The sequence below is a fragment of the Pampinifervens navoyensis genome (genome assembly GCF_046159715.1).
In the GTDB taxonomy this organism is placed as follows: domain Bacteria; phylum Aquificota; class Aquificia; order Aquificales; family Aquificaceae; genus Pampinifervens.
On record NZ_JBJXCT010000006.1, the window covers coordinates 1 to 19390 of the forward strand.

16 protein-coding genes and 1 other RNA gene are annotated in these 19390 nt (G+C 48.9%); 16 read left to right on the forward strand and 1 reads right to left on the reverse strand.

From position 1 onward, the window contains the following. The first annotated feature begins 67 nt into the window (after positions 1-67). From ACKRDP_RS05540 to cysM, 10 genes are all read left to right on the forward strand, one after another. A complete protein-coding gene (locus ACKRDP_RS05540) occupies positions 68-3274 on the forward strand; it encodes an Eco57I restriction-modification methylase domain-containing protein (protein WP_409153779.1) in 3207 nt (1068 codons plus the stop codon). 42 nt (positions 3275-3316) lie between these two features. Further along, on the forward strand, positions 3317-4072 hold the full coding sequence (locus tag ACKRDP_RS05545; RefSeq protein ID WP_409153780.1) for a DUF2851 domain-containing protein: 756 nt from the start codon (positions 3317-3319) through the stop codon (positions 4070-4072). Positions 4073-4133: 61 nt separating this feature from the next. Next, entirely contained in the window at positions 4134-4565 is a 432-nt protein-coding gene (locus ACKRDP_RS05550) for a rubrerythrin family protein (RefSeq protein ID WP_409153781.1), read from the forward strand. A gap of 60 nt (positions 4566-4625) precedes the next feature. Next, complete coding sequence (locus ACKRDP_RS05555) at positions 4626-5915, forward strand: anaerobic glycerol-3-phosphate dehydrogenase subunit C (RefSeq protein WP_409153782.1); 1290 nt, start codon at positions 4626-4628, stop codon at positions 5913-5915. Between the two features lie 9 nt (positions 5916-5924). Then, the gene (locus ACKRDP_RS05560) at positions 5925-6299 is read left to right on the forward strand and encodes a nucleotidyltransferase domain-containing protein (RefSeq protein WP_409153783.1); all 375 of its coding nucleotides are present in this window, start codon (positions 5925-5927) and stop codon (positions 6297-6299) included. Further along, positions 6275-6415 carry a hypothetical protein gene (locus ACKRDP_RS05565; RefSeq protein WP_409153784.1) on the forward strand — a complete coding sequence of 47 codons (141 nt, stop codon included), beginning with the start codon at positions 6275-6277 and terminating at the stop codon, positions 6413-6415. The genes ACKRDP_RS05560 and ACKRDP_RS05565 overlap by 25 nt, the downstream gene beginning before the upstream one ends. Continuing rightward, positions 6412-8124 carry a selenocysteine-specific translation elongation factor gene (gene selB / locus ACKRDP_RS05570; RefSeq protein WP_409153785.1) on the forward strand — a complete coding sequence of 571 codons (1713 nt, stop codon included), beginning with the start codon at positions 6412-6414 and terminating at the stop codon, positions 8122-8124. Before ACKRDP_RS05565 ends, selB begins: the two co-directional genes overlap by 4 nt. After that, on the forward strand, positions 8121-9458 hold the full coding sequence (selA, locus tag ACKRDP_RS05575) for an L-seryl-tRNA(Sec) selenium transferase (protein ID WP_409153786.1): 1338 nt from the start codon (positions 8121-8123) through the stop codon (positions 9456-9458). The genes selB and selA overlap by 4 nt, the downstream gene beginning before the upstream one ends. Before the next feature lies 1 nt (position 9459). Next, positions 9460-10017 (forward strand): precorrin-2 dehydrogenase/sirohydrochlorin ferrochelatase family protein, encoded by a 558-nt coding sequence (locus tag ACKRDP_RS05580; protein ID WP_409153787.1) that lies wholly within the window; start codon positions 9460-9462, stop codon positions 10015-10017. 7 nt (positions 10018-10024) lie between these two features. After that, a complete protein-coding gene (gene cysM / locus ACKRDP_RS05585; protein WP_409153898.1) occupies positions 10025-10972 on the forward strand; it encodes a cysteine synthase B in 948 nt (315 codons plus the stop codon). Here the strand turns inward: cysM and ACKRDP_RS05590 are convergent. Then, entirely contained in the window at positions 10969-11640 is a 672-nt protein-coding gene (locus ACKRDP_RS05590) for a lipid-binding SYLF domain-containing protein (protein ID WP_409153788.1), read from the reverse strand. The genes cysM and ACKRDP_RS05590 overlap by 4 nt on opposite strands. 50 nt (positions 11641-11690) lie before the next feature. Between ACKRDP_RS05590 and pheT the strand changes: the two genes are divergently transcribed. From pheT to mutS, 6 genes are all read left to right on the forward strand, one after another. After that, a complete protein-coding gene (pheT, locus tag ACKRDP_RS05595; protein ID WP_409153789.1) occupies positions 11691-13994 on the forward strand; it encodes a phenylalanine--tRNA ligase subunit beta in 2304 nt (767 codons plus the stop codon). Beyond that, positions 13992-14159: non-coding RNA, 6S RNA (gene ssrS / locus ACKRDP_RS05600), on the forward strand. The genes pheT and ssrS overlap by 3 nt, the downstream gene beginning before the upstream one ends. Positions 14160-14190: 31 nt before the next feature. Beyond that, complete coding sequence (locus ACKRDP_RS05605) at positions 14191-14760, forward strand: 5-formyltetrahydrofolate cyclo-ligase (RefSeq protein WP_409153790.1); 570 nt, start codon at positions 14191-14193, stop codon at positions 14758-14760. Continuing rightward, positions 14757-16493 (forward strand): ribonuclease Y, encoded by a 1737-nt coding sequence (gene rny / locus ACKRDP_RS05610; protein WP_409153791.1) that lies wholly within the window; start codon positions 14757-14759, stop codon positions 16491-16493. The genes ACKRDP_RS05605 and rny overlap by 4 nt, the downstream gene beginning before the upstream one ends. A 33-nt stretch (positions 16494-16526) precedes the next feature. After that, positions 16527-16847 (forward strand): SH3 domain-containing protein, encoded by a 321-nt coding sequence (locus tag ACKRDP_RS05615; protein WP_409153792.1) that lies wholly within the window; start codon positions 16527-16529, stop codon positions 16845-16847. A gap of 3 nt (positions 16848-16850) precedes the next feature. Next, positions 16851-19376, forward strand: a complete 2526-nt coding sequence (gene mutS / locus ACKRDP_RS05620; RefSeq protein WP_409153793.1) for a DNA mismatch repair protein MutS — start codon at positions 16851-16853, stop codon at positions 19374-19376. The last annotated feature ends 14 nt before the right edge of the window (positions 19377-19390 follow it).

Here is a 19390-nt window from a genome sequence, read left to right on the forward strand (position 1 = left end):
TCTACATGGCGGTAATTTCTTACAATCTCCATAGGCTCTGGAGTGCAGGGATGCTATAACTTGCAACTTGCGTTATACCTACTTTGTGGAGAGGGGAAAGGGCTATTACACCCTGAGGAAGGCCCTCCTTGAACTTGAGCTGAAAGACCTTCAGAGCCTGCAGAGAGCCTTCAGCACCGAAAGGCTTACAGAGAAGTTTTTCAACGCCTACCGCTCCGCGGTCAACAGAATAAGGTCAGCTCTGGATAGAAGGATTGACCCGGGCAAAGCCCACGCCTTTGCACAGCAACTTCTTTCAAGGATTATGTTTGTTTACTTCCTGCAGAAGAAGGGATGGCTCAAATGGAAAGACTATGTGCCAGACAGGGAATATATGCTGGGCTTCTGGAAAAGATACAGGGTGCATGTTGAAGATAGTCCCCACCAGAAAGACACCTTCTTTTCAAAGTGGTTATCCAGCCTCTTTTTTGGAGCCTTTAACAAAAGGCTCTCCTTGGTGGACCAGAGCCTTCCGGAGGACATAAGGGAGTCTCTGGCTCTTATGCCTTACCTGAACGGTGGTCTCTTTACAAAGAACGAGCTTGACCTTATGGTGGAAAGCCTTCCCGATGAGGTTTTTGAGTGGCTTTTTGAGCCAGACCCAACGGGCAGGGACGAACAGAAGGGCTTTTTACAGCTTTACAACTTTACCGTGGACGAGTCCATGCCTCTGGACGAGGAGGTGGCAGTTGACCCTGAAATGCTTGGCAAGGTCTACGAATCTTTAATCGCAGAGGAGGAACGCTCTGGCAGTGGAATTTTTTACACTCCAAGGCTTGAGATAGACTTTATGTGCCGTCTTGCCCTTACGGGCTATCTTGAGGAAAAGACAGGCATTGAACGGCGAAGGCTTCTGGATTTTGTCTACAATCCTGAAACTGCGTGGCTTAGCCATGACGAGCTCAGGTCAATAAGAAGGTCCCTTGAGGAGCTGAAGGTGGTGGACCCGGCGGTTGGCTCTGCCTCTTTTCTGGTTGGCATGCTCAACATACTGGTTTCCCTGAACTCTGCCCTTATCAGGAATCTGGAGGGGAAGGAGCCCAACCTCTTTGCCCTGAAAAGAAAGATAGTGCAGGACAACCTGTATGGCGTGGATGTCAAGGACTGGGCGGTGATGGTGGGAGAGCTAAGGCTCTGGCTCTCTCTCGTTATAGAGAGCGACGAAAAGGAGATGGACATATACACAAAGCCCCTGCTTCCCAACTTTTCCTTCAAGCTCAGACAGGGGGATTCTCTCATTGAGGAGGTGGGTGGCACGCCCCTGCTTTTGAGGGCAGAAGGTGCCTTCATACCCTCCAGGATAAAGAAAAAACTGCAGGAGCTCATAGATAGAAAAAACAGGTTCTACTCTGGAGAGTTCAGCTCAGACCTCAGAGAGCTTGAACAGATACACGAGCTTGAAAGAGAAATACTCCTTGAGGTCCTGAAAGAAAAGCTCCAGAACATAGAAAAAGACCTTCAAAAGCTCAAAAGAGACATTGAGCTTCTTTCTCAAAAGGACATGTATGCAGCTTCTCATCAAAAGGAAAGCCTTAAGGAGCTAAGAGAAAAAGAGAAACTTCTCAAGCAGGAAAAGGAAGAATACCAGAGGCTTGTGTCTGAAGTGGGTAAGAGTAAGTCAAAGGATTACTTTCTGTGGGAGATAGATTTTGCAGAAGTCTTTGAGAAGGGGGGCTTTGACATAGTCATAGGAAACCCGCCCTATGTAAGGCAGGAAGAAATAGCACCACCCCTTGAAAAGATGGAGAGACACTCAGAAGAGAGCTGGAAAGCCCTAAAAGAGCAATACAAGGAAAAGCTCCTGCAGTCTGTAAAAAGGCTCTGGGGCCATATAAACCTCTCAAAAAGAAGCGACCTGTATGTTTACTTTTTCCTACATGGGCTTTCGCTCCTGAGAGAGGGAGGAATCCTTTGCTTTATCACCTCAAACTCCTGGCTGGATGTGGGCTACGGTGCGGGGCTTCAGGAGTTTTTCCTCAATAAGGCAAGGCTTGAGTATGTTATAGACAATCTGGTAAAAAGGTCCTTCAAAGAGGCGGATGTGAACACGGTAATAACTCTCGCCAGAAGAAGGCAGGAAGAGGAGGACTACAGAGTGCGTTTTGTATCCTTCAGAAGACTCTTTGAAGAGGTTAACAACGCCCAGACCCTCAAAGAACTGCATGAACTCAGAGAGGACAGCTTTGACCATTCCACCTGCAGGCTCATAATAAGACAGAAAAGCCAGCTCCTTCAGGAGGGCACAGAAGAAGATAACAGATACACCGGTAGCAAATGGGGCGGCAAGTACCTGCGCGCGCCGGAGATCTTCTTCACCATTCTGGAAAAGGGCAAAGGCAAGCTCGTGCGTCTCGGCGACATCGCCGAAGTGCGTCGCGGCTTCACGACCGGTGCCAACGAGTTTTTCTACCTGAAGCCCATGGGGCTCAGCGTGAAGGAGGTGGTGGAGCTCTCTAAAAGAGACCCGGATGCCCCTGTGGCGGTGAGGAACTCTGCAGGATGGGAGGGTGAAATACCCGCAAGGTTCTTAAAACCTGTGGTAAAAAGCCCGAGGGAGCTAAAAAGTCTTGTTGTTCGCCTGGAAGACCTGAGCCATCTTGTGTTTATGTGCCACGGAAGGGAAAAGGAACTGAAAGACACTGAGGTATGGAAATACATAAAGTGGGGAGAAAAGCAGGGATACCACAAAAGACCTACATGCAGTTCAAGGGAAAGGTGGTGGGATTTGGGGGAGAGGGGTCTTAGCACTGCACTCTGGACAATGACATATAGGGAGAGATTTTTTATTCCTCTCAACAAGGTGGCATTCGCTGATGCCCGTTTATACGATATCTACTGTAGTGAAGAATTGCTTCCGACCCTTAACAGCGCATACTGCCTTTTGTGGATTGAACTGCAGGCAAGAGGCTATGGTGGAGGTGGTGGCCCAGTTGATGTGAAGGTTTATGAGGTTAATGAGATGCTAATACCAAGCCCTGAATTTGTTGATAGCAAAGAGGTGTATGAGCATATTTTTACCAGTAATAGCTCAGAAAGATTGTCAATATTCACCGAACTTGGCTTTGACCCCAGCAAGCCCATAAGGGAGCAGGAGCCAAACCCACTGCCCGACCGCAAAGCCATTGACGATGTGGTTTTTGATGCCCTCGGTCTCACAGAGGATGAGAGAAGAGAAGTCTACTATGCCGTTGCCGAGCTTGTCCAAGCAAGGCTGGAGAAGGCAAGGAGTGTGTAGGGACTTGCACTGTCTGGTATAACCACCCTTAGGGTAGGAAAAATGGAAGTTTTAAGGACCGACCTTGAGAGGCTGGGAGATATTTGGCTTTTTCAGAAGGTTCAGAGGATGAAAAACCTCCTGAAAATTGCAGAACCGGATGAAGCTCTTTACAGAGAGCTAATGGTATCTCTCGGGTATCCAAAAAACAGGGTCCAGTTTCTCAACCTTGCGCTCCTCCTTCCCTTCAAAGAAATCAGGCTTCTAAAGACAAAGGACCTGATAAGAAAGGCTCTCCTATACAGGGCTGGGTTTGAGGAGAATGTGGACGAACTTCCCCCCTTTTTTGACCTATCTCTGAGGATGGAGAGGTTCCAGTGGGTGGAAAAGGGAATAAGACCGGCCAACCATCCTCGCAGAAGGCTTGAGGGTGCGTCTCTTTTTCTTGAGGAGCTTGCAGGGATAGGTGCTGTTAATTTTTTCCTGAGCAGAATAAAAGGCTGGAAAAGAAAGATAGAAAATTCAGTTGATGCCTCCGCCTTTGTAAGAAGGGTAATGGAACTTTCTGGAGTTGGTATTCAGAGAAGGCAGGAATCCTTTTTCAATGTTATCCTCCCCTTCTTCCTTGCCCTCTTTCCACGGGAAGTGGAGAGCCAGCTCAGGGTGGTCTTTGAGCTCCATCCACCCCTTGCCTCCAACTTTCTCATCAAGAGTTTTCTTCAGAAATACCCCCACATCCTTCCAGCCAGCACAAGAGAACACTTTGGCATCATAATGCTGATGAAGAACTCCAGAGGAGGGTCTATCAATACCCCTTGACAAATGAAAAAAGTTTGCATATAATATACATAACCAAAAACCTTAAAAGGAGGTGTTAACCATGAGCAAGAGCCTGCAAGGCACAAAAACTCTTGAGAACCTCAAGCATGCCTTTGCCGGGGAATCCCAGGCAAACAGAAGGTATCTCTACTTTGCCAGAAAGGCGGACATTGAGGGATACCCAGACATAGCCAACATCTTCAGAGAAACAGCAGAGGGCGAGACAGGTCACGCCTTTGGCCACATTGAGTTCATGGAAAAGTATGGTGGCGGAGACCCTGCTACCGACATGCCCATAGGCACCATGGAGCAGAACCTTGAGGCTGCCATAGCCGGCGAGACCTACGAATACACAGAGATGTATCCCGGCTTTGCAAGGGTTGCAAGAGAAGAGGGATTTGACGACATAGCGGAGTGGTTTGAGACCCTGGCAAGGGCAGAAAAGTCCCACGCAGGAAGGTTCCAGAAGGCTCTGGAGTCCCTGAAGGGATAATCTTAGACCATATTTCGGGGGCTCTGCCCCCCATTCCTAAAAAAACATAAGGAGTGAATCATGCAAGAGTTTGCCCTCGGTGGAGTAAAGGATTTTGAGTTCAACATAAAAGACCCCAACTTCCTCAACGAACAGGCTCTATGGGAAGAGGCAAAGAGGGTTTATTCCAAGTGCAAAGACTGCAGGATGTGCGTCACTTACTGTCCCTCGTTCCCCGCTCTCTTTGATGCGGTGGACAGACACGAGGATGACATAGAAAAGCTCTCAAAGGATGAGCTTGCCCTTCCCTTAGAGCTCTGTTTTCACTGCAAGCAGTGCTACTTTAAGTGTCCATACACGCCACCCCATGAGTGGAGGATAGACTTTCCTCACCTTTCTTTGAGGTATAAGGTGTGGAAGTTCAAAAATAAGGGGGCAAAGCTCACCGATAAGCTCATGCTAAACACGGACCTTGTGGGCAAGCTTTCAGTGCCCTTTGCACCCATAGTTAACAGAGTCAACAACATCCCCGCCTTCAGGGTAATCATGGAAGGCGTGATGGGTGTGGACAGAAGGGCGAAACTGCCACCCATAAACTCAGAGACCTTCACGAGCTGGTTCAGGAAAAACAGAAAGCCCGTGAAGGGAGAAAACGGCAAGGTGGCACTCTTTTACACATGCCTGCTCAACTACAACTACCTTGAGAGGGGAAAGGCACTTCTTAAAGTCTTTGAGAAGAACGACATTTATGTAGAGCTCCCAGAGCAGCAGTGCTGTGGCATCCCCTTCTTTGACATAGGGGACATAGATTCAGCCACCGAGAGGGCAAGGTATAATGTGCAGAGGCTAAAGCCCTATGTGGATGCAGGCTTTGACATAGTGGTTCCAGTGCCTACATGTGCATTGCAGATAAAGTATGAATACCCTCTACTTCTGCCCGATGACCCGGATGTGAAAGCTGTATCAGAGAAGGTTTACGATGTGCACGAATACCTTTTCAAGCTCCACCAGGAAAAGAAGTTCAACAGGGACTTCAAGGTCTCCGTGGGAAGCATTGCCTATCACATACCTTGCCACCTCAAATCTCTGAACGTGGGATACAGGGCTCTGGCTCTTATGAGGCTCATACCCAACACAAAGGTCCAGCTAATTGAGAGATGCTCAGGGCATGACGGCACCTTTGGGGTTAGAAAGGAGACCTTTGACATGTCCATAAAAGTTGGCTCAAAGCTCTTTGAAGACATGAAAAACTCCAGTGCAGACCTCTATGTCTCCGACTGTCCCCTCTCGGGCAACCACATAGAGCTCATGACGGGCAAAAGGGTCTACCATCCCCTTGAAGTGCTTGCTATGGCATACGGGGAGGACTAAAATAGGAGTGTGGAAAGGGCTCAAATTCTCTCTCTGATTGGTATTGCGATAGAGGAAGTTCTGCAAAAAGATTGCCTTGTAGTTTTTTACGGTTCCGTGCTCAGTGAGAGGTTCAGCAGGAGCTCCGATGTGGATGTGGGCATATTCTGCAAAGACCAGATAGAAGGAAAGGAATACATGAGGCTTCTCTCCCGTCTTGAAGAGCTCCCACTTCTGAGGGATGTAGAGCTCATTGACCTCTGGAGGGTTAAATCTGCTGAGTTTCTGGATAAAATAATTCAGGAGGGCTATTTTTGGAAAAGCTCAAAAGAGCTTATGACGCTTTTGAGAAGGCGTTTAGAAGATTTGAAAAAGAGAGCTTGCTCGGTGAGCTCATATACCTGAGAAACAGGCTTGTGCATGTCTATGATGAGATGGAGACAAAGGCTCTCAGAAAAGAGCTTCTGAAAGAAGAAGTCTACGAACTTTTTAAAGAAGTGCTTTTCAAGCTAAAGCCATGAGATACTTCCCCCTTGGCATCGCCGGGCACGTGGACCATGGCAAGACCTCCCTTGTGAGAGCCCTCACTTCCATAGACACGGACAGGCTACCGGAGGAAAAGAGAAGGGGCATGAGCATAGACATAGGCTTTGCCTTTCTGGACTTTCCAGAGAAGAGCCTGAGGGTGGAGATAATAGACCTGCCTGGGCATGAGAGGTTCATAAAAAACGCCATATGCGGTCTTGCTCCCGTGTGGGGGCTTCTGCTCCTTGTGGATTCAGGGGAAGGTGTTATGCCCCAGACGGTGGAGCACACAAGGCTTGCAAAGAGCTTTGGTATAGAGGATGTGCTCCTTGTGCTTACAAAGGCTGACAGGGTGGACGAAGAAACCCTCGAGCTGGCAAGGGAAGAAGCCCTTCAGATGCTGAACCGTGAAGGTGTAAGGGTTTCCGGTGTTTTTCCCCTTTCCGCCGTCACCGGCTACGGGCTTGAAGAGCTCAAAAGTGGTATCCTTGAGTATGCGGAGAGAAACTTCAGAGACAAAGAAGGGGAGCTCTTCAGGTTTCTGGTGGATTCTGCCTTCAGCGTGAAGGGCTACGGGACCGTTTTGAGGGGGAGCTGTATATCTGGCAGGGTTCTGGAGGGTGATATTCTTACCCTTGAGCCTCTGGGAAAGACATGCAGGGTAAGGAGGATGCAGAACCACGGAGTGTTTGTAAAAGAGGGCAGGGCGGGCGAGAGGCTTGCCCTTAACATTCCAGAGCTGGAGCCTCATGAGGTGGAGAGGGGATGCTTCCTGGTAAAGGGTATAAAGAGCTCAAAAAAGCTTCTGGTAAGGCTAAAGGGCAACCCGCCCAGAGGTCTGGGCTATGCCTTCTTCGGTATGAGGGAGGTCCCCGTCTACGTAAGTGGTATCTCTGAGGATGTGTGTATCTTCAGGCTCTCTGAGCCCGTGCCTGCAGTGAGGGGAGACAGGGGACCTCTTCTTAACTCTTCTGGTGAGCTGGTGGGAGGCTATGAAGTGCTCCATCCCTTTCCTGTGAGAGTTTCAAAGAGGTTTATCAGAGAAAACCTCTCCCTTCTCCAGAGTGAGCCACTTGAGTATCTACTTTTAGAGAGTGGTCTGAAGGGATTGAGCCTTAAGGAGGTATTTTCCTTTTATGGAAAGCCCCTTCAGCCCCCAAGGGCTCCTGAGGTTGAGGGAAGGTTCTACCATCAGGAGGTGCTTGCACTACTTACCAAAAGACTTAAGGAGCTTCTCAGAGAGAAAGGTGGAGTTATTTCCCTTTCGGAGGCGGTGTCAAGGCTGAAGACCTCGGAGGGTTTGCTTGAGTTCATTTTGAAAAACGTAAAGGATATCAGGCTGATTGAGGGCTATGTGGTGGATGCAAAAGCTTCAGGACCGGAGGAGCTTGAGGGCTACAGAAGGCTCATAGAGCTTCTTTCGGAGGGCATAAGGGAAGAGAAAGAGCTTGAACCCTACAGGGAGTATCTATCTCTTGCAGTAAGAAAGGGTAGAGTCTACAGCCTTGGAGACTATCTTTATGTATCAAAAGAGCTCTTTGAGGAATACGTGAAAAGGCTAAGGGCTGTAGGTAGAGAGTTTACCCTGCAGGAGGCAAAGGAGGTTCTGGGTTTTACAAGAAAATACCTCATACCTCTGCTGGAACACATGGACAGGCTTGGCATAACAAGAAGAGAAGGAGAAAGGAGGGTCTTTCTGAGATGAGCCTTTTGAGGCAGATACCGCAGGTCTCAAAACTTCTCGAAGAGTTTGGAGAATACCCTAAGGAGCTGGCAAAAAGAGCCATAAGGGAGATGCTCCAGAGGGTAAGGGAGGAAATACTTCAGGGCAGGAGGCAGTCCCTTGAGGACCTCAGGAGCCTCATAGAAGCAAGAATAAGAGAGCTGTCTTCTACGAGCCTCAGAAGGGTCATAAACGCCACTGGTGTGGTCATAAACACAAACCTTGGAAGGTCGCCTCTGGCGGAGGAGGTGGCGGAGTTTATAAAGGAAGTGGCAATGGGCTACTCAAACCTTGAGTATGACCTTTATGAGGGGAGAAGGGGCTCAAGACTGAGCCATTTAGAAGGGCTTTTGAAGGACCTCACAGGTGCAGAGGCAGTGCATGTGGTAAACAACAACGCAGGAGCTGTTTATCTTGTGCTCAACAGCCTTGCCTGCGGCAAGGAGGTGGTGGTTTCGAGGGGTGAGCTGGTAGAGATAGGGGGAAGCTTTCGCATCCCTGATATCATGAGGGCGTCGGGCGCAAGGCTTGTGGAGGTGGGCACCACCAACAGAACAAGGCTCTCTGATTACGAGAAGGCAATAGGTCCGGACACTGCACTTCTTATGAAGGTGCACAGAAGCAACTTCTACATGGAAGGCTTTGTGGAAGAGGTTCAGCCAGAGGATCTTCTCAGCTCTGGACTTCCCGTATACTACGACATGGGGAGCGGAAGCCTTCTGAACCTGAAAGAGCTGGGTATAAAGACAGAAGAACCTAGCTTTTCAGAGTGTATAAAAAAGGGCATCCACATAGTATCCGGCAGCGGAGACAAGCTCCTCGGTGGACCTCAGGCGGGCATAATACTGGGAAAGAAGGAGCATGTGGAAAAGGTAAGAAAGAACCCCATGAGCAGAGCCCTCAGAATTGACAAGCTGACCCTTGCTGGGCTGGAGATGACCCTGAGGCTATACATGAGAGGAGAATACACAAAGATTCCCACCTTGCGTATGCTTCTGTCCAGCCCCGAAGAGCTCAGAAAAAAAGCCATTGCTCTGGCAAGAAGGCTCAGAAAACTCAGGAGGTTGAAGGTGGCAGTGCTGAAGGATTTCTCAAGATGTGGTGGTGGTGCACTTCCAGAGCTTCTTCTTGAGACATACTGCGTTGCTGTAAGGCACCAGGTGCTCAGCACTCCTGAGCTTGAAAAAAGGCTAAGAGGTTCAGAGCCCCCTGTGGTGGCAAGACTCAAAGAAGACATGCTCCTTCTTGATGTAAGGACCCTTCAGGAAAGAGATTTTCCTGACATAGTAAGAGCCTTTGAGCGAATGGAGGAATGATATGCCTTACTTTCCCATGTTCGTGAGCCTTGAGGGTAAGAAGGTGGTGGTGGCTGGGGGTGGAAGTGTGGCGAGCAGAAAGGTGGAGAAGCTCCTTCCCTTTGGTGCCAAAATCAAGGTGGTAGCACCGGAAGCCACGCCCTATCTACAGAGCCTTGCCGCGGAGAAAAAGATAGAGCTCCTGAAGAGAAGACTGAGACTGAAAGACCTCAGAGATGCCTTCATGGTTATTGTGGCTGTGGATGATATCAAATTGCAGGAAAAGGTTTATAGCTTTTGTATAAGGAGGGGAATACACTGCAACGCTGTGGACAGCCCAGACTTTTGCACATTCCTCTTCCCGGCTTTAATAGTCAGGGGTGAGCTTGTGGTGGGTATCTCTACCTCTGGCAAAGTGCCAGCCCTTTCTGCAGGCGTAAGGGAGCTTCTTGAAAAGTGGCTCCCAGAAGACCTGGAAAGGCTTCTTTCAGAACTTGAAAAAATAAGGGAAAGCCTGCCAGAAGGCAGGGAAAGGCAGGAGAGACTGATAGACCTCGTAAGACAGAGGCTTGGCTTATAATCTTTCTGTGTGGGTTCTTGGTCAGCACGATGAACCATACAGAAAACTGAGAAACTCTATCCTCAGCCTTGTGGGCAACACGCCCCTTGTGAGGCTCAGAAAAATCGTCCCCACAGATGTCTCTCCAAAGGTGGAGATATACGCAAAGCTCGAGAGCTTCAACCCGGGAGGCTCTGTAAAGGACAGACCGGCTTTGAGTATGTTTCTGGATGCCATGGAAAAGGGACTTCTCAAAGAAGGGAAAGTGGTCATAGATGCCACTTCTGGCAACACCGGTATAGCCCTCGCCATGGTGGGTGCATGTCTCGGTGTGCCTGTGGAGCTTGCCATGCCTGCAAATGTCAGCGAAGAGAGAAAAAGAATCATAAAGGCTTACGGTGCAGAGGTATACTTTACAGACCCCCTTGAGGGCACAGACGGTGCCATACTCTTTGTGAGGGAAAGGGTGAGCAAAGAGCCCGACAAATACCTTTACCTTGACCAGTATAACAACCCTGCCAACTGGAAGGCGCACTTTTATTCCACGGGCATAGAGATATGGAACCAGACGGGAGGAAGAATAACCCACCTTGTGGCTGGCATTGGCACTGGTGGGACCATAATGGGCACGGGAAGGAGGCTAAAGGTTTACAACCCCGACATTCAGATAGTTGGTGTTCAGCCCGCCTATCCCTTTCATGGCATAGAAGGTCTCAAGCATATAGAGAGCTCCATAAAACCGGGCATCTTTGACGAGACCTTTCTTGACAGAACCATATTCGTAGAAACGGAGCCTGCCTATGAGATGACAAAAAGGCTTGCCAGAGAGGAAGGAATCCTTGCAGGTCAGTCATGTGGTGCAGCACTGCACGCAGCCCTTGAGCTGGCAAGGGAGCTGGAGGAGGGAGTTATAGTGGTGGTCTTCCCCGACGGGGGAGAAAAGTATCTTACCACCGCACCTTACAGGGACCTTTAATCCCTGCCGGAGGCTATTTCTGTAAGGGTGCGTGAGAGTCTTATTGCAGACTCTGGCCTTCTCACCTTCCCAAACAGTATTTCCTTTGGGCTCAGTGTCTCTCCGTAGTAGGCTCTGATTCCCTCGCTATTGAAGCTGAGCACAGCACCCTGCAGTGAAACACCCGCAAATACTCCCCTCGCCCTTGAGTAGGAGTATATGTCTGCCTTGAGAGCAATGTCCGTTCCCGCTGAGGCTCCTCTGCCCACTGGTCCAGCTGCCACAGAAACGTCTGCACCCAGCTTAACTTTGTTTCTTAAAAGGCTTTTCATCCCTCTGTCTGTGCCTATTACAAGCAGCAGGTCAACAGATTCAACTCCTAACTGAAAGCCTATGGATGCCTGAGCAAGTGTATAGAAGGCAGGTGCACTCCATTCTCCGGTCTTCGGGTCTTTATAACTTACCACGCAATTTCCTGCACCAGCCCCAACTATAAAAGCACCTCTTAACATACTGGGGCAGATAACCACCCCTCTTGCCCTCCTGAGAAGGTCAGAAGGTATATCTTCCTTGCTTTTTCCAAGTTCTTTGAGCATGGCCACGGAGTCTTCTAAAAGTTTATCCATGTCCTCCTTTGTGGTCCCGAAGGACAGGGTGATAATAAGTAAGAATAAAAGCAGGCTTTTCATACCAATGCCTCCATTACTATGATAAAACAATCCTGCATTAAAATATTTCTATGAAATTTCCCTTCTCCTGGCTTTCAGAATTTATAGATACGGAAGGTCTTGACCCACAGAGAGTTGCGGAAGAGCTCACTCTCAAGAGCGTTGAAGCTTCTCTAAGCAGGTGGGATTTTGACCTTGATGGTGTGGTCTTTGCAAAGGTGGTGGGAAAGAGGCCCCATCCCACAAAAAATCTCAGCGTTTACAGGGTTAAGGCGGGTGAAGAGCTTTTTTTTCAGGTAGTGTCTGCAGACCATTCACTAATGGTGGGCGATGGTGTGCTTCTTGCACTTCCCAACGCAAAGGTTGGAAGCATGTGCATAACAGAAAGGGACTTTGAGGGTATTATCTCACAGGGTATGCTTTTATCCGCAGAAGAGCTTGGGCTTGAGGATAGTTCCAGAGGTGTGCTGGTGCTTGATGAAGACATAAAGCCAGGCACTTCAGCTTATGACCTTCTTGGCCTTGGGGAATACATCCTTGAGATAGAACCAACTCCCAACAGGGGAGACCTGCTCTCTGTAAAGGGTCTTGCCAGAGAAATATCCGCCATAATGGGTGTTAAAAAGAAGAAAAGAGAATACCCAGAATTTGAGGATTCTGGAAACCTTGACATAAGGCTTGAATCTCCGGACTGCAGAAGATACAGGGGTGCAGTCATAGAGGGTCTGAGAGTAAAACCCTCACCCCTCTGGCTCAGAAGGAGGCTCTGGCAGTGCGGTATAAAGACCATAAACAATGTGGTGGACATCACCAACTATGTAATGCTTCTGGAAGGTCAGCCCCTGCATGCCTTTGACCTGAAAAGAGTGAACTTCCCAGTAGTTGTCAGGGATGCGGTGGAGGGAGAGAGTATAACTACCCTCATGGGAAGCGAGAGGGAGCTGAGCCCTGTAAACCTTCTCATAGCGGACACAGATGGGCCCCTTGCCCTTGCGGGCGTGGTGGGAGGGCTGGAAAGTGGCGTGAAGGAGGACACAGAAAGCATACTCCTTGAGTCCGCCTACTTTGACCCATACAGAATAAGAAAGTCCGCAAAGTCTCTGAACCTTCAGACGGATAGCTCCTACAGGTTTGAAAGAAACGTGGACATAGAAGGAGTAAAGACCGCCCAGAACCTTGCCATAAAGCTGGTTCTTGAGCTGGCAGGTGAAAGGCTTACAGCCCTGAAGGATGTCTATCCAGAGCCCTACCAACCCAAAAGGGTCTTTCTGAGTCTTGAAAAGTTCAGAAGATACTCAGGAAGAGACTTTGACAGAAATTTTGTCTCAGAGGCTCTCACAGCCCTTGAAATACCCCATCAGGTAATGAGGTGTGGTGTGGAGGTTCATATTCCGCCTCACAGGAGCTTTGACATGCAGGGTGATGTGGATGTGATAGAGGAGCTTCTCAGGATAGGGGGCTACTCGGAAGTGGGGTCTCCCATCCTCAGGGAGCCCTCAAGACCTTCACAGGTGGAAAGTCTGGAGGAAAGGCTGAGGAGCCTTATGGTGAGCAGAGGCTTTACCGAGGTGATAACCTTCTCCTTTGAGGACTCTGAACTTTACGAACTTCTATCACTTCCACTGCCAAAGGTGGAGCTTGTCAACCCCCTAAACAAAACCCAGAGGTATATGAGAACCTCCCTTCTACCATCCCTTCTGAGAGTGTGTATTAATAATACAAGAAATTACAACTACAGCATGGCTATCTTTGAACTCGGAAAGGTTTTTCTTGAGGAGGAAGAGCCGAGGCTCGGATTTCTCATGACTGGCTACAGGAGGCTTTTTCCAGAGGAAGAATACAGCCCTTATGATGGACTGAGCCTTGTTCAGGACGTTCTCAGGAACTACTCAGAAAACTTCACCTCTGAGGCTTCTGCTCTACCTTTCCTTCACCCCGGCATTCAGAGGGTTTTCTATGCAGGCGGAAGGGAGGTTGGATACTTTGGTCTTCTTAGCCCTGCTCTTCAGGACAGGCTGGGTATAAGACACAGGGTTATGGTGGGTGAGATAAGGCTAAGTCTTCTTAAAGAGAGAATAAGAACCTATAAACCCTTTGCCCAGTATCCACCCGTGCTGAGGGACCTCACCCTACTTATGGACAAAGGGGTGAGTCTGGATAAATTAATATTCCATATCAGGGAAAAAGAGCTGGTGGAAGACATGAAGGTTTTTAGCCTTTATACAGACCCGAAGTTTGGGGAAGGCAAGAAGAGCGTTAGCTTCAGGCTGGTGTTTAGAAGCAGAGAAGGCACCCTTTCAGACCAGCAGGTTAACAGGCTCGTAGAAGAAATAGTAGCTGAGCTGGAAGAGAAGTTTGGGGCAAAGCTGAGATAGAGCCTGCCCTGTGCGTGGTGAAGGAGTTTATATTGGGGTCCACATGGTGAGGCAATAGGGAGCCCGGTCTCCGGAGGGGCCAGAAAGGCTTTCCGGGAGGGCACCCACCTGTTATTGTTGGGGCCCACCGAAGGCTCCTTCCTCCACGGCATGGGCGGGTATTTCTTGCCTTCCCCTCCTGCAAAGGAGGCGGAAGATGAAGGTAGCTGACAAAAGGAATATAAGAAAGAAGTTCATACATAAGAGGGAAGCACTCACAGAGGAAGAGAGGAGAAGGCTATCAGAAGGTGTAGTCAGAAACCTGCTGAGCCTTGAGCAGTTGAGGGAGGCAAAGACAGTTCTTATGTTCTGCCCTCACAGGGGGGAGCCTGACATAACACTTCTCTTCTCCTGGGTGATAAGAGAAGGAAAATCCCTTCTTCTTCCAAAGGTAGAAGGGGATGGACTAAAGCTCATAAGAGTTGAGGAAGGTGTGGACCTGAGCCCGGGTGCCTTCTGCATACCTGAGCCCTCTGGGGGTGAGGAGGTAAACCCTGAAGAGGTGGATGTTTCTCTGGTGCCTGGTGTGGCCTTTGACAGGGAGGGATACCGCATAGGTTATGGGAAGGGATACTATGACAGGCTCTTAGAGAGGCTTGGGGGGCTAAAGGTGGGAGTGTGCTATCAATTTCAGCTTCTGGAGGAGGTGCCAAGGGATGACTGGGACATGCCTGTTGACCTTGTGGTCACGGAGGAAAAAATCTATCAAGGAGGTAAGGAAATATGAGCGTGGAAGTGCTTCTTATTGTGAGTTTTTTGGCGCTGGTCATCGGGGGGCTTGTGGGTTTTATACTTTCAAAGAGGAGTGGAAGGGCACCCACTCAGATAGAGGCAGCCACGGATGTGGAAGAAAAAAAGAGAGAAGCAGAGCAGGTAATCTCCAGAGCCAGAGAAGAGGCTCAGGAAATACTTAAGAAGGCTCAGGAAGAGGTGAGAGAACTGAGGCTCAGCTCGGAAAGAGAGGCGGAGAAGATAGTCAGGCTTGCCCAGGAAGAGGCGGACAGGCTCAGAGCTACCCTTAAGGAAGAAACGGAAAAGATAAGAAAGGAGCTTGAGAAGAAGAGCAGGGAAATGGAGGAATACCTTGCAGAGAGGAAGCAGGAGATTCAGAAGCTGGAGCAGTCTCTCCAGCACCGTGAGGCAAACCTGGAAAGAAGGGTTCAGGCACTTGAAAGGCGCGAGGAGGAGCTTTACAGGAGGGAAAAAGAAATAAGGGAGATGGAAAGGCACATAGACCAGGCTCAGAGAGAAGTGCAGGCGAGACTCAAAGAGCTTGAAGAAAGAGAAAGAGAGGTAGAATCCCTCAGGCACAGAGAAATTCTTGAACTTCAGAGGATAGCCAGCATGACCCTTGAGGAGGCCAGAACAGAGCTCTTAAAGAGAGTAGAGGAGGAGGCAAGGGTGGAAGCCATAAGGGTTATGAAGCGTATAGAAGAAGAGGCAAGGGAAAGGGCAGAGTTTGAGGCAAAAAAGGTTATAACCACCGCAGTTCAGAGGCTCTCCTCTGAGATTGCCATAAACTACACCACGACCACCGTGGAACTTCCCAGCAACGAGTTCAAGGGAAGGATAATTGGGAGAGAAGGGAGAAACATAAGAACCTTTGAACTTCTCACTGGTGTTGACCTTATCATTGATGACACACCAGACATAGTCACTATTTCCTCCTTCGACCCAATGAGAAGAGAGCTTGCAAAGGATGCCCTTGAAAGGCTTATACAGGACGGAAGGATTCATCCTGCAAGGATAGAAGAGGTGGTTGCCGAGGTCAAAAAGGAAATGGACGAAAAGGTCAGAAAGATGGGAGAAGAGACCTGCATGGAACTGGGTCTTTATGATGTAAACCCGGGACTTTACTACTACATAGGCAAGCTCTACTACAGAACAAGCTACTCTCAGAACGTGCTTTTACACTCTAAAGAGGTTGCCTACATAGCGGGCATGATGGCAGAGGAGCTTGGGCTTGATGCCAAAATGGCAAGAAGGGCAGGACTTTTGCACGATGTGGGCAAGTCCATATCCCACGAACTTGGAGGCTCGCACACGGACATAGGCATTGAGCTCTGCAAACGCTACGGAGAGCCAGACCCGGTTCTCAACGCCATAAAGGCTCACCACAACGAGGAACCCGTCCGATACCCTGAGGTTGCCCTCGTGTGCGCCGCAGATGCCCTTTCTGCCGCAAGACCTGGAGCAAGAAGAGAAAGCCTTGAAGCCTACCTCAAGAGACTTGAGAAACTGGAAGAAATAGTCAGGTCCTTCAAGGGTGTGCAGAACGCCTATGCAGTGCAGGCAGGAAGGGAAGTAAGGGTTATAGTAAGTCCAGAGGAGATAAGCGACGAGGAAGCCTATATGCTCTCCAAGAACATAGCCAGAAAGATAGAGGAGGAGATGCAGTTTCCCGGTCAGATAAAGGTGGTGGTCATAAGAGAAACAAGGCACGTGGAATACGCCAAGTAATCTGCCCGCTTCGGCGGGCTTATAATTAATAGCATGTGGTTTTTGGCCTTTCTGGTAATCCTGTTTTCTCTGGTAAGTGCGAAGGAAGTCCCCTTCACCCTTGAAGACAGGGAGAGAATAATAAGGCTAGAAGAAGGCCAGAAGGCTCTTATGCAAAAGATAGAAGACACAAACAAGCGTATAGACGATGTGAGGGAAGAAATCAGAGACCTGAAGAACTTTATGCTCTGGGGTTTTGGGGTGCTGTTTGCTGGTATGATGACGCTGATAGGCTTTGTTATATGGGACAGAAGGACTGCACTTTCACCCGCCATAAGAAGAACAGAGGATCTGAAAGAAGCAGGACTGCTCTGAGCCATGCAGGAAGACCTCACCCCTATGCTCTCTCAATATCATCACTTTAAAAGGCAGTATACGGACTGTCTGCTCTTTTTCAGACTGGGGGACTTTTACGAGCTTTTCTACGAGGATGCGGAGTTGGGCTCAAGGGAGCTGGGGCTTGTGCTTACCTCAAGACCTGCAGGCAAGGGGAAAGAGAGGATACCCATGTGTGGTGTGCCTTACCACTCTGCCAGCTCTTATATTTCAAGGCTCGTCTCTAAAGGCTACAGGATAGCCATATGCGAGCAGGTGGAGGATTCAGCTCAGGCTAAGGGGCTTGTAAGGAGGGATGTGGTAAGGGTTATAACCCCAGGCACATATTTTGAAAAGGAATCCTGTGGGCTTGCCGGCCTGTTGAGGCGTGGAAGTCTTTATATGTGTGCCTATCTCAATCCTGCCACCGGGGAGTTTGTAGGAGGTAGCTTTGAGCAGGGGGGAGCAAGGGAGTTTATTCTCAAGTTCTCCCCCAGAGAGCTCTTGATTCCAGAAAGTCTGAATTTTGAAATCAGGGAGCTGGAGCTTTTCAGAAGCGCTGTGGCAGAAGAATACTTTTATGAAGGTCTAAAGATGCTCCTTGAAGATATGAACATATTCAGCGCAAAAGGCCTTGGCTTTGAAAGAGAGGAAGAGCTGTTGCCCTTTGGTGGACTCTATCTATACCTCAAACAGACCCAGAAATCTTTCTTTCCCTTTGTGGGAAGACCAAAGCCTTATACGGACGAGGGTTATGTAAGGATAGACTATAGAACTTGCAGAGGTCTGGAGCTTCTAGAGTCTTACGAGGGCTCAGAAAAGTATTCTCTCTTTGGGGTTTTGAACAAAACCCTTACTGGTATGGGAAGAAGAAGGCTGAGGTTTCATATAATGCACCCCTTCAGGGAAATAAGTTCAATTGAGAGGGTTCAGGATGCTGTAGAAGAGCTAACAAGAAACAGAAGGCTTTTAGAGCAGTTGAGGGAGAGCCTCAAAAACATGCCAGACCTTGAAAGGCTCATAAGCAGGATTAGCGGGGGGCTTTCAACACCGAGGGACATAGTGCAGATAAAGAGGGCGCTGGAGTCTACAGAAAGGATTAAAAGAAGTCTTGAAGATGTGACTGTAGAGGTTCTGAGGGAGGTCTATGATGGTCTTCTGGAGCTTTCTGACCTGAGAGAAGACATAGAGAGAACTCTAGTGGATGACCCCCCTCTGCATGTGAGAGAGGGAGGTCTTATAAGAGAAGGCGTGGACCCACAGCTGGACCAGCTCCGCTATTATAGGGACAACGCCCAGAAACTCATAGATGGGTATGAGGCAAAGCTAAGAAAGGAAACAGGCATTCAGAGCCTCAAAATTGGCTTTAACCGGGTAATGGGCTATTATGTGGAGGTGACAAAGCCCAATCTCAGGTATGTGCCTCCTTACTTCCGCAGGCGTCAGACCCTCTCAAACGCAGAAAGGTTTACCACCGATTACCTTCAAGAGCTTGAGGAAAAAATACTCTCTGCCCAGAGCAAGATAAACAGCCTTGAGTATGAGCTTTTTATGTCTCTGAGAGAAAGAATTCTTAGAAGGCTGGAAGAGCTTGCCCATAACGCAAGACTTACAGGCTGGCTTGACTATCTTCAGTCTCTTGCCGCCGTGGCTATAGAGAAGGGATGGGTAAGACCGCAGATAGTGGAGGAAAAGGTCCTACACATAGAGGAGGGAAGACATCCCGTAATTGAGGAGTTTGTAAAGACATACTCCCCCAATTCCACCCATATGGACGAGGAGAACTTTCTTTTCATCATAACCGGTCCCAACATGGCGGGAAAGTCCAGCTACATAAGGCAGACCGCACTGCTCACCCTCATGGCACACATGGGCTCTTTCCTTCCCTGTAAGTCTGCAAAAATCGGAATTGTGTCCTCAATCCATGCCCGCATAGGCTCTGGAGATATCCTTGCCCTTGGAGTATCCACCTTTATGAATGAAATGCTGGAAGTATCCAGTATACTCAACAACGCAGATAGCAGGAGCCTCATAGTGCTTGACGAGGTGGGAAGGGGAACATCCACCTATGATGGCATTGCCATAAGCAGAGCTATAGTGGAATACATACTGGAGCATATAAGGGCACGGACCCTGGTGGCAACACACTTTTTAGAGCTTACGGAGATAAACAGAAAAGGTATCAGAAACTACCACATGGCGGTAAGCAAAGATGGTGAAGACATAAACTTTCTTTATGTCCTTAGACCAGGGAGGGCTGAAGGGAGCTTCGGCATAAGGGTTGCAAAAAAGGCAGGACTGCCAGAAGAGGTTGTAAAAAGAGCCAAGGAGGTTCTTGCAGAGCTTACCACTTCAAAGACCCTTCCAGTTCTGGAGAAGGTCTATCAGGAAAGCCTAAGGGAGGAGGAAAGGGCACTACTTGAAGAATTACTCCAGCTTGACCTTGTCCATCTAACACCCCTTCAGGCACTTATGAAACTGGCAGAGTTGAAGGAAAAGCTTCTGTGCCTGAGAAAATCCAGGTCCTGAGGTAAAATATTAGA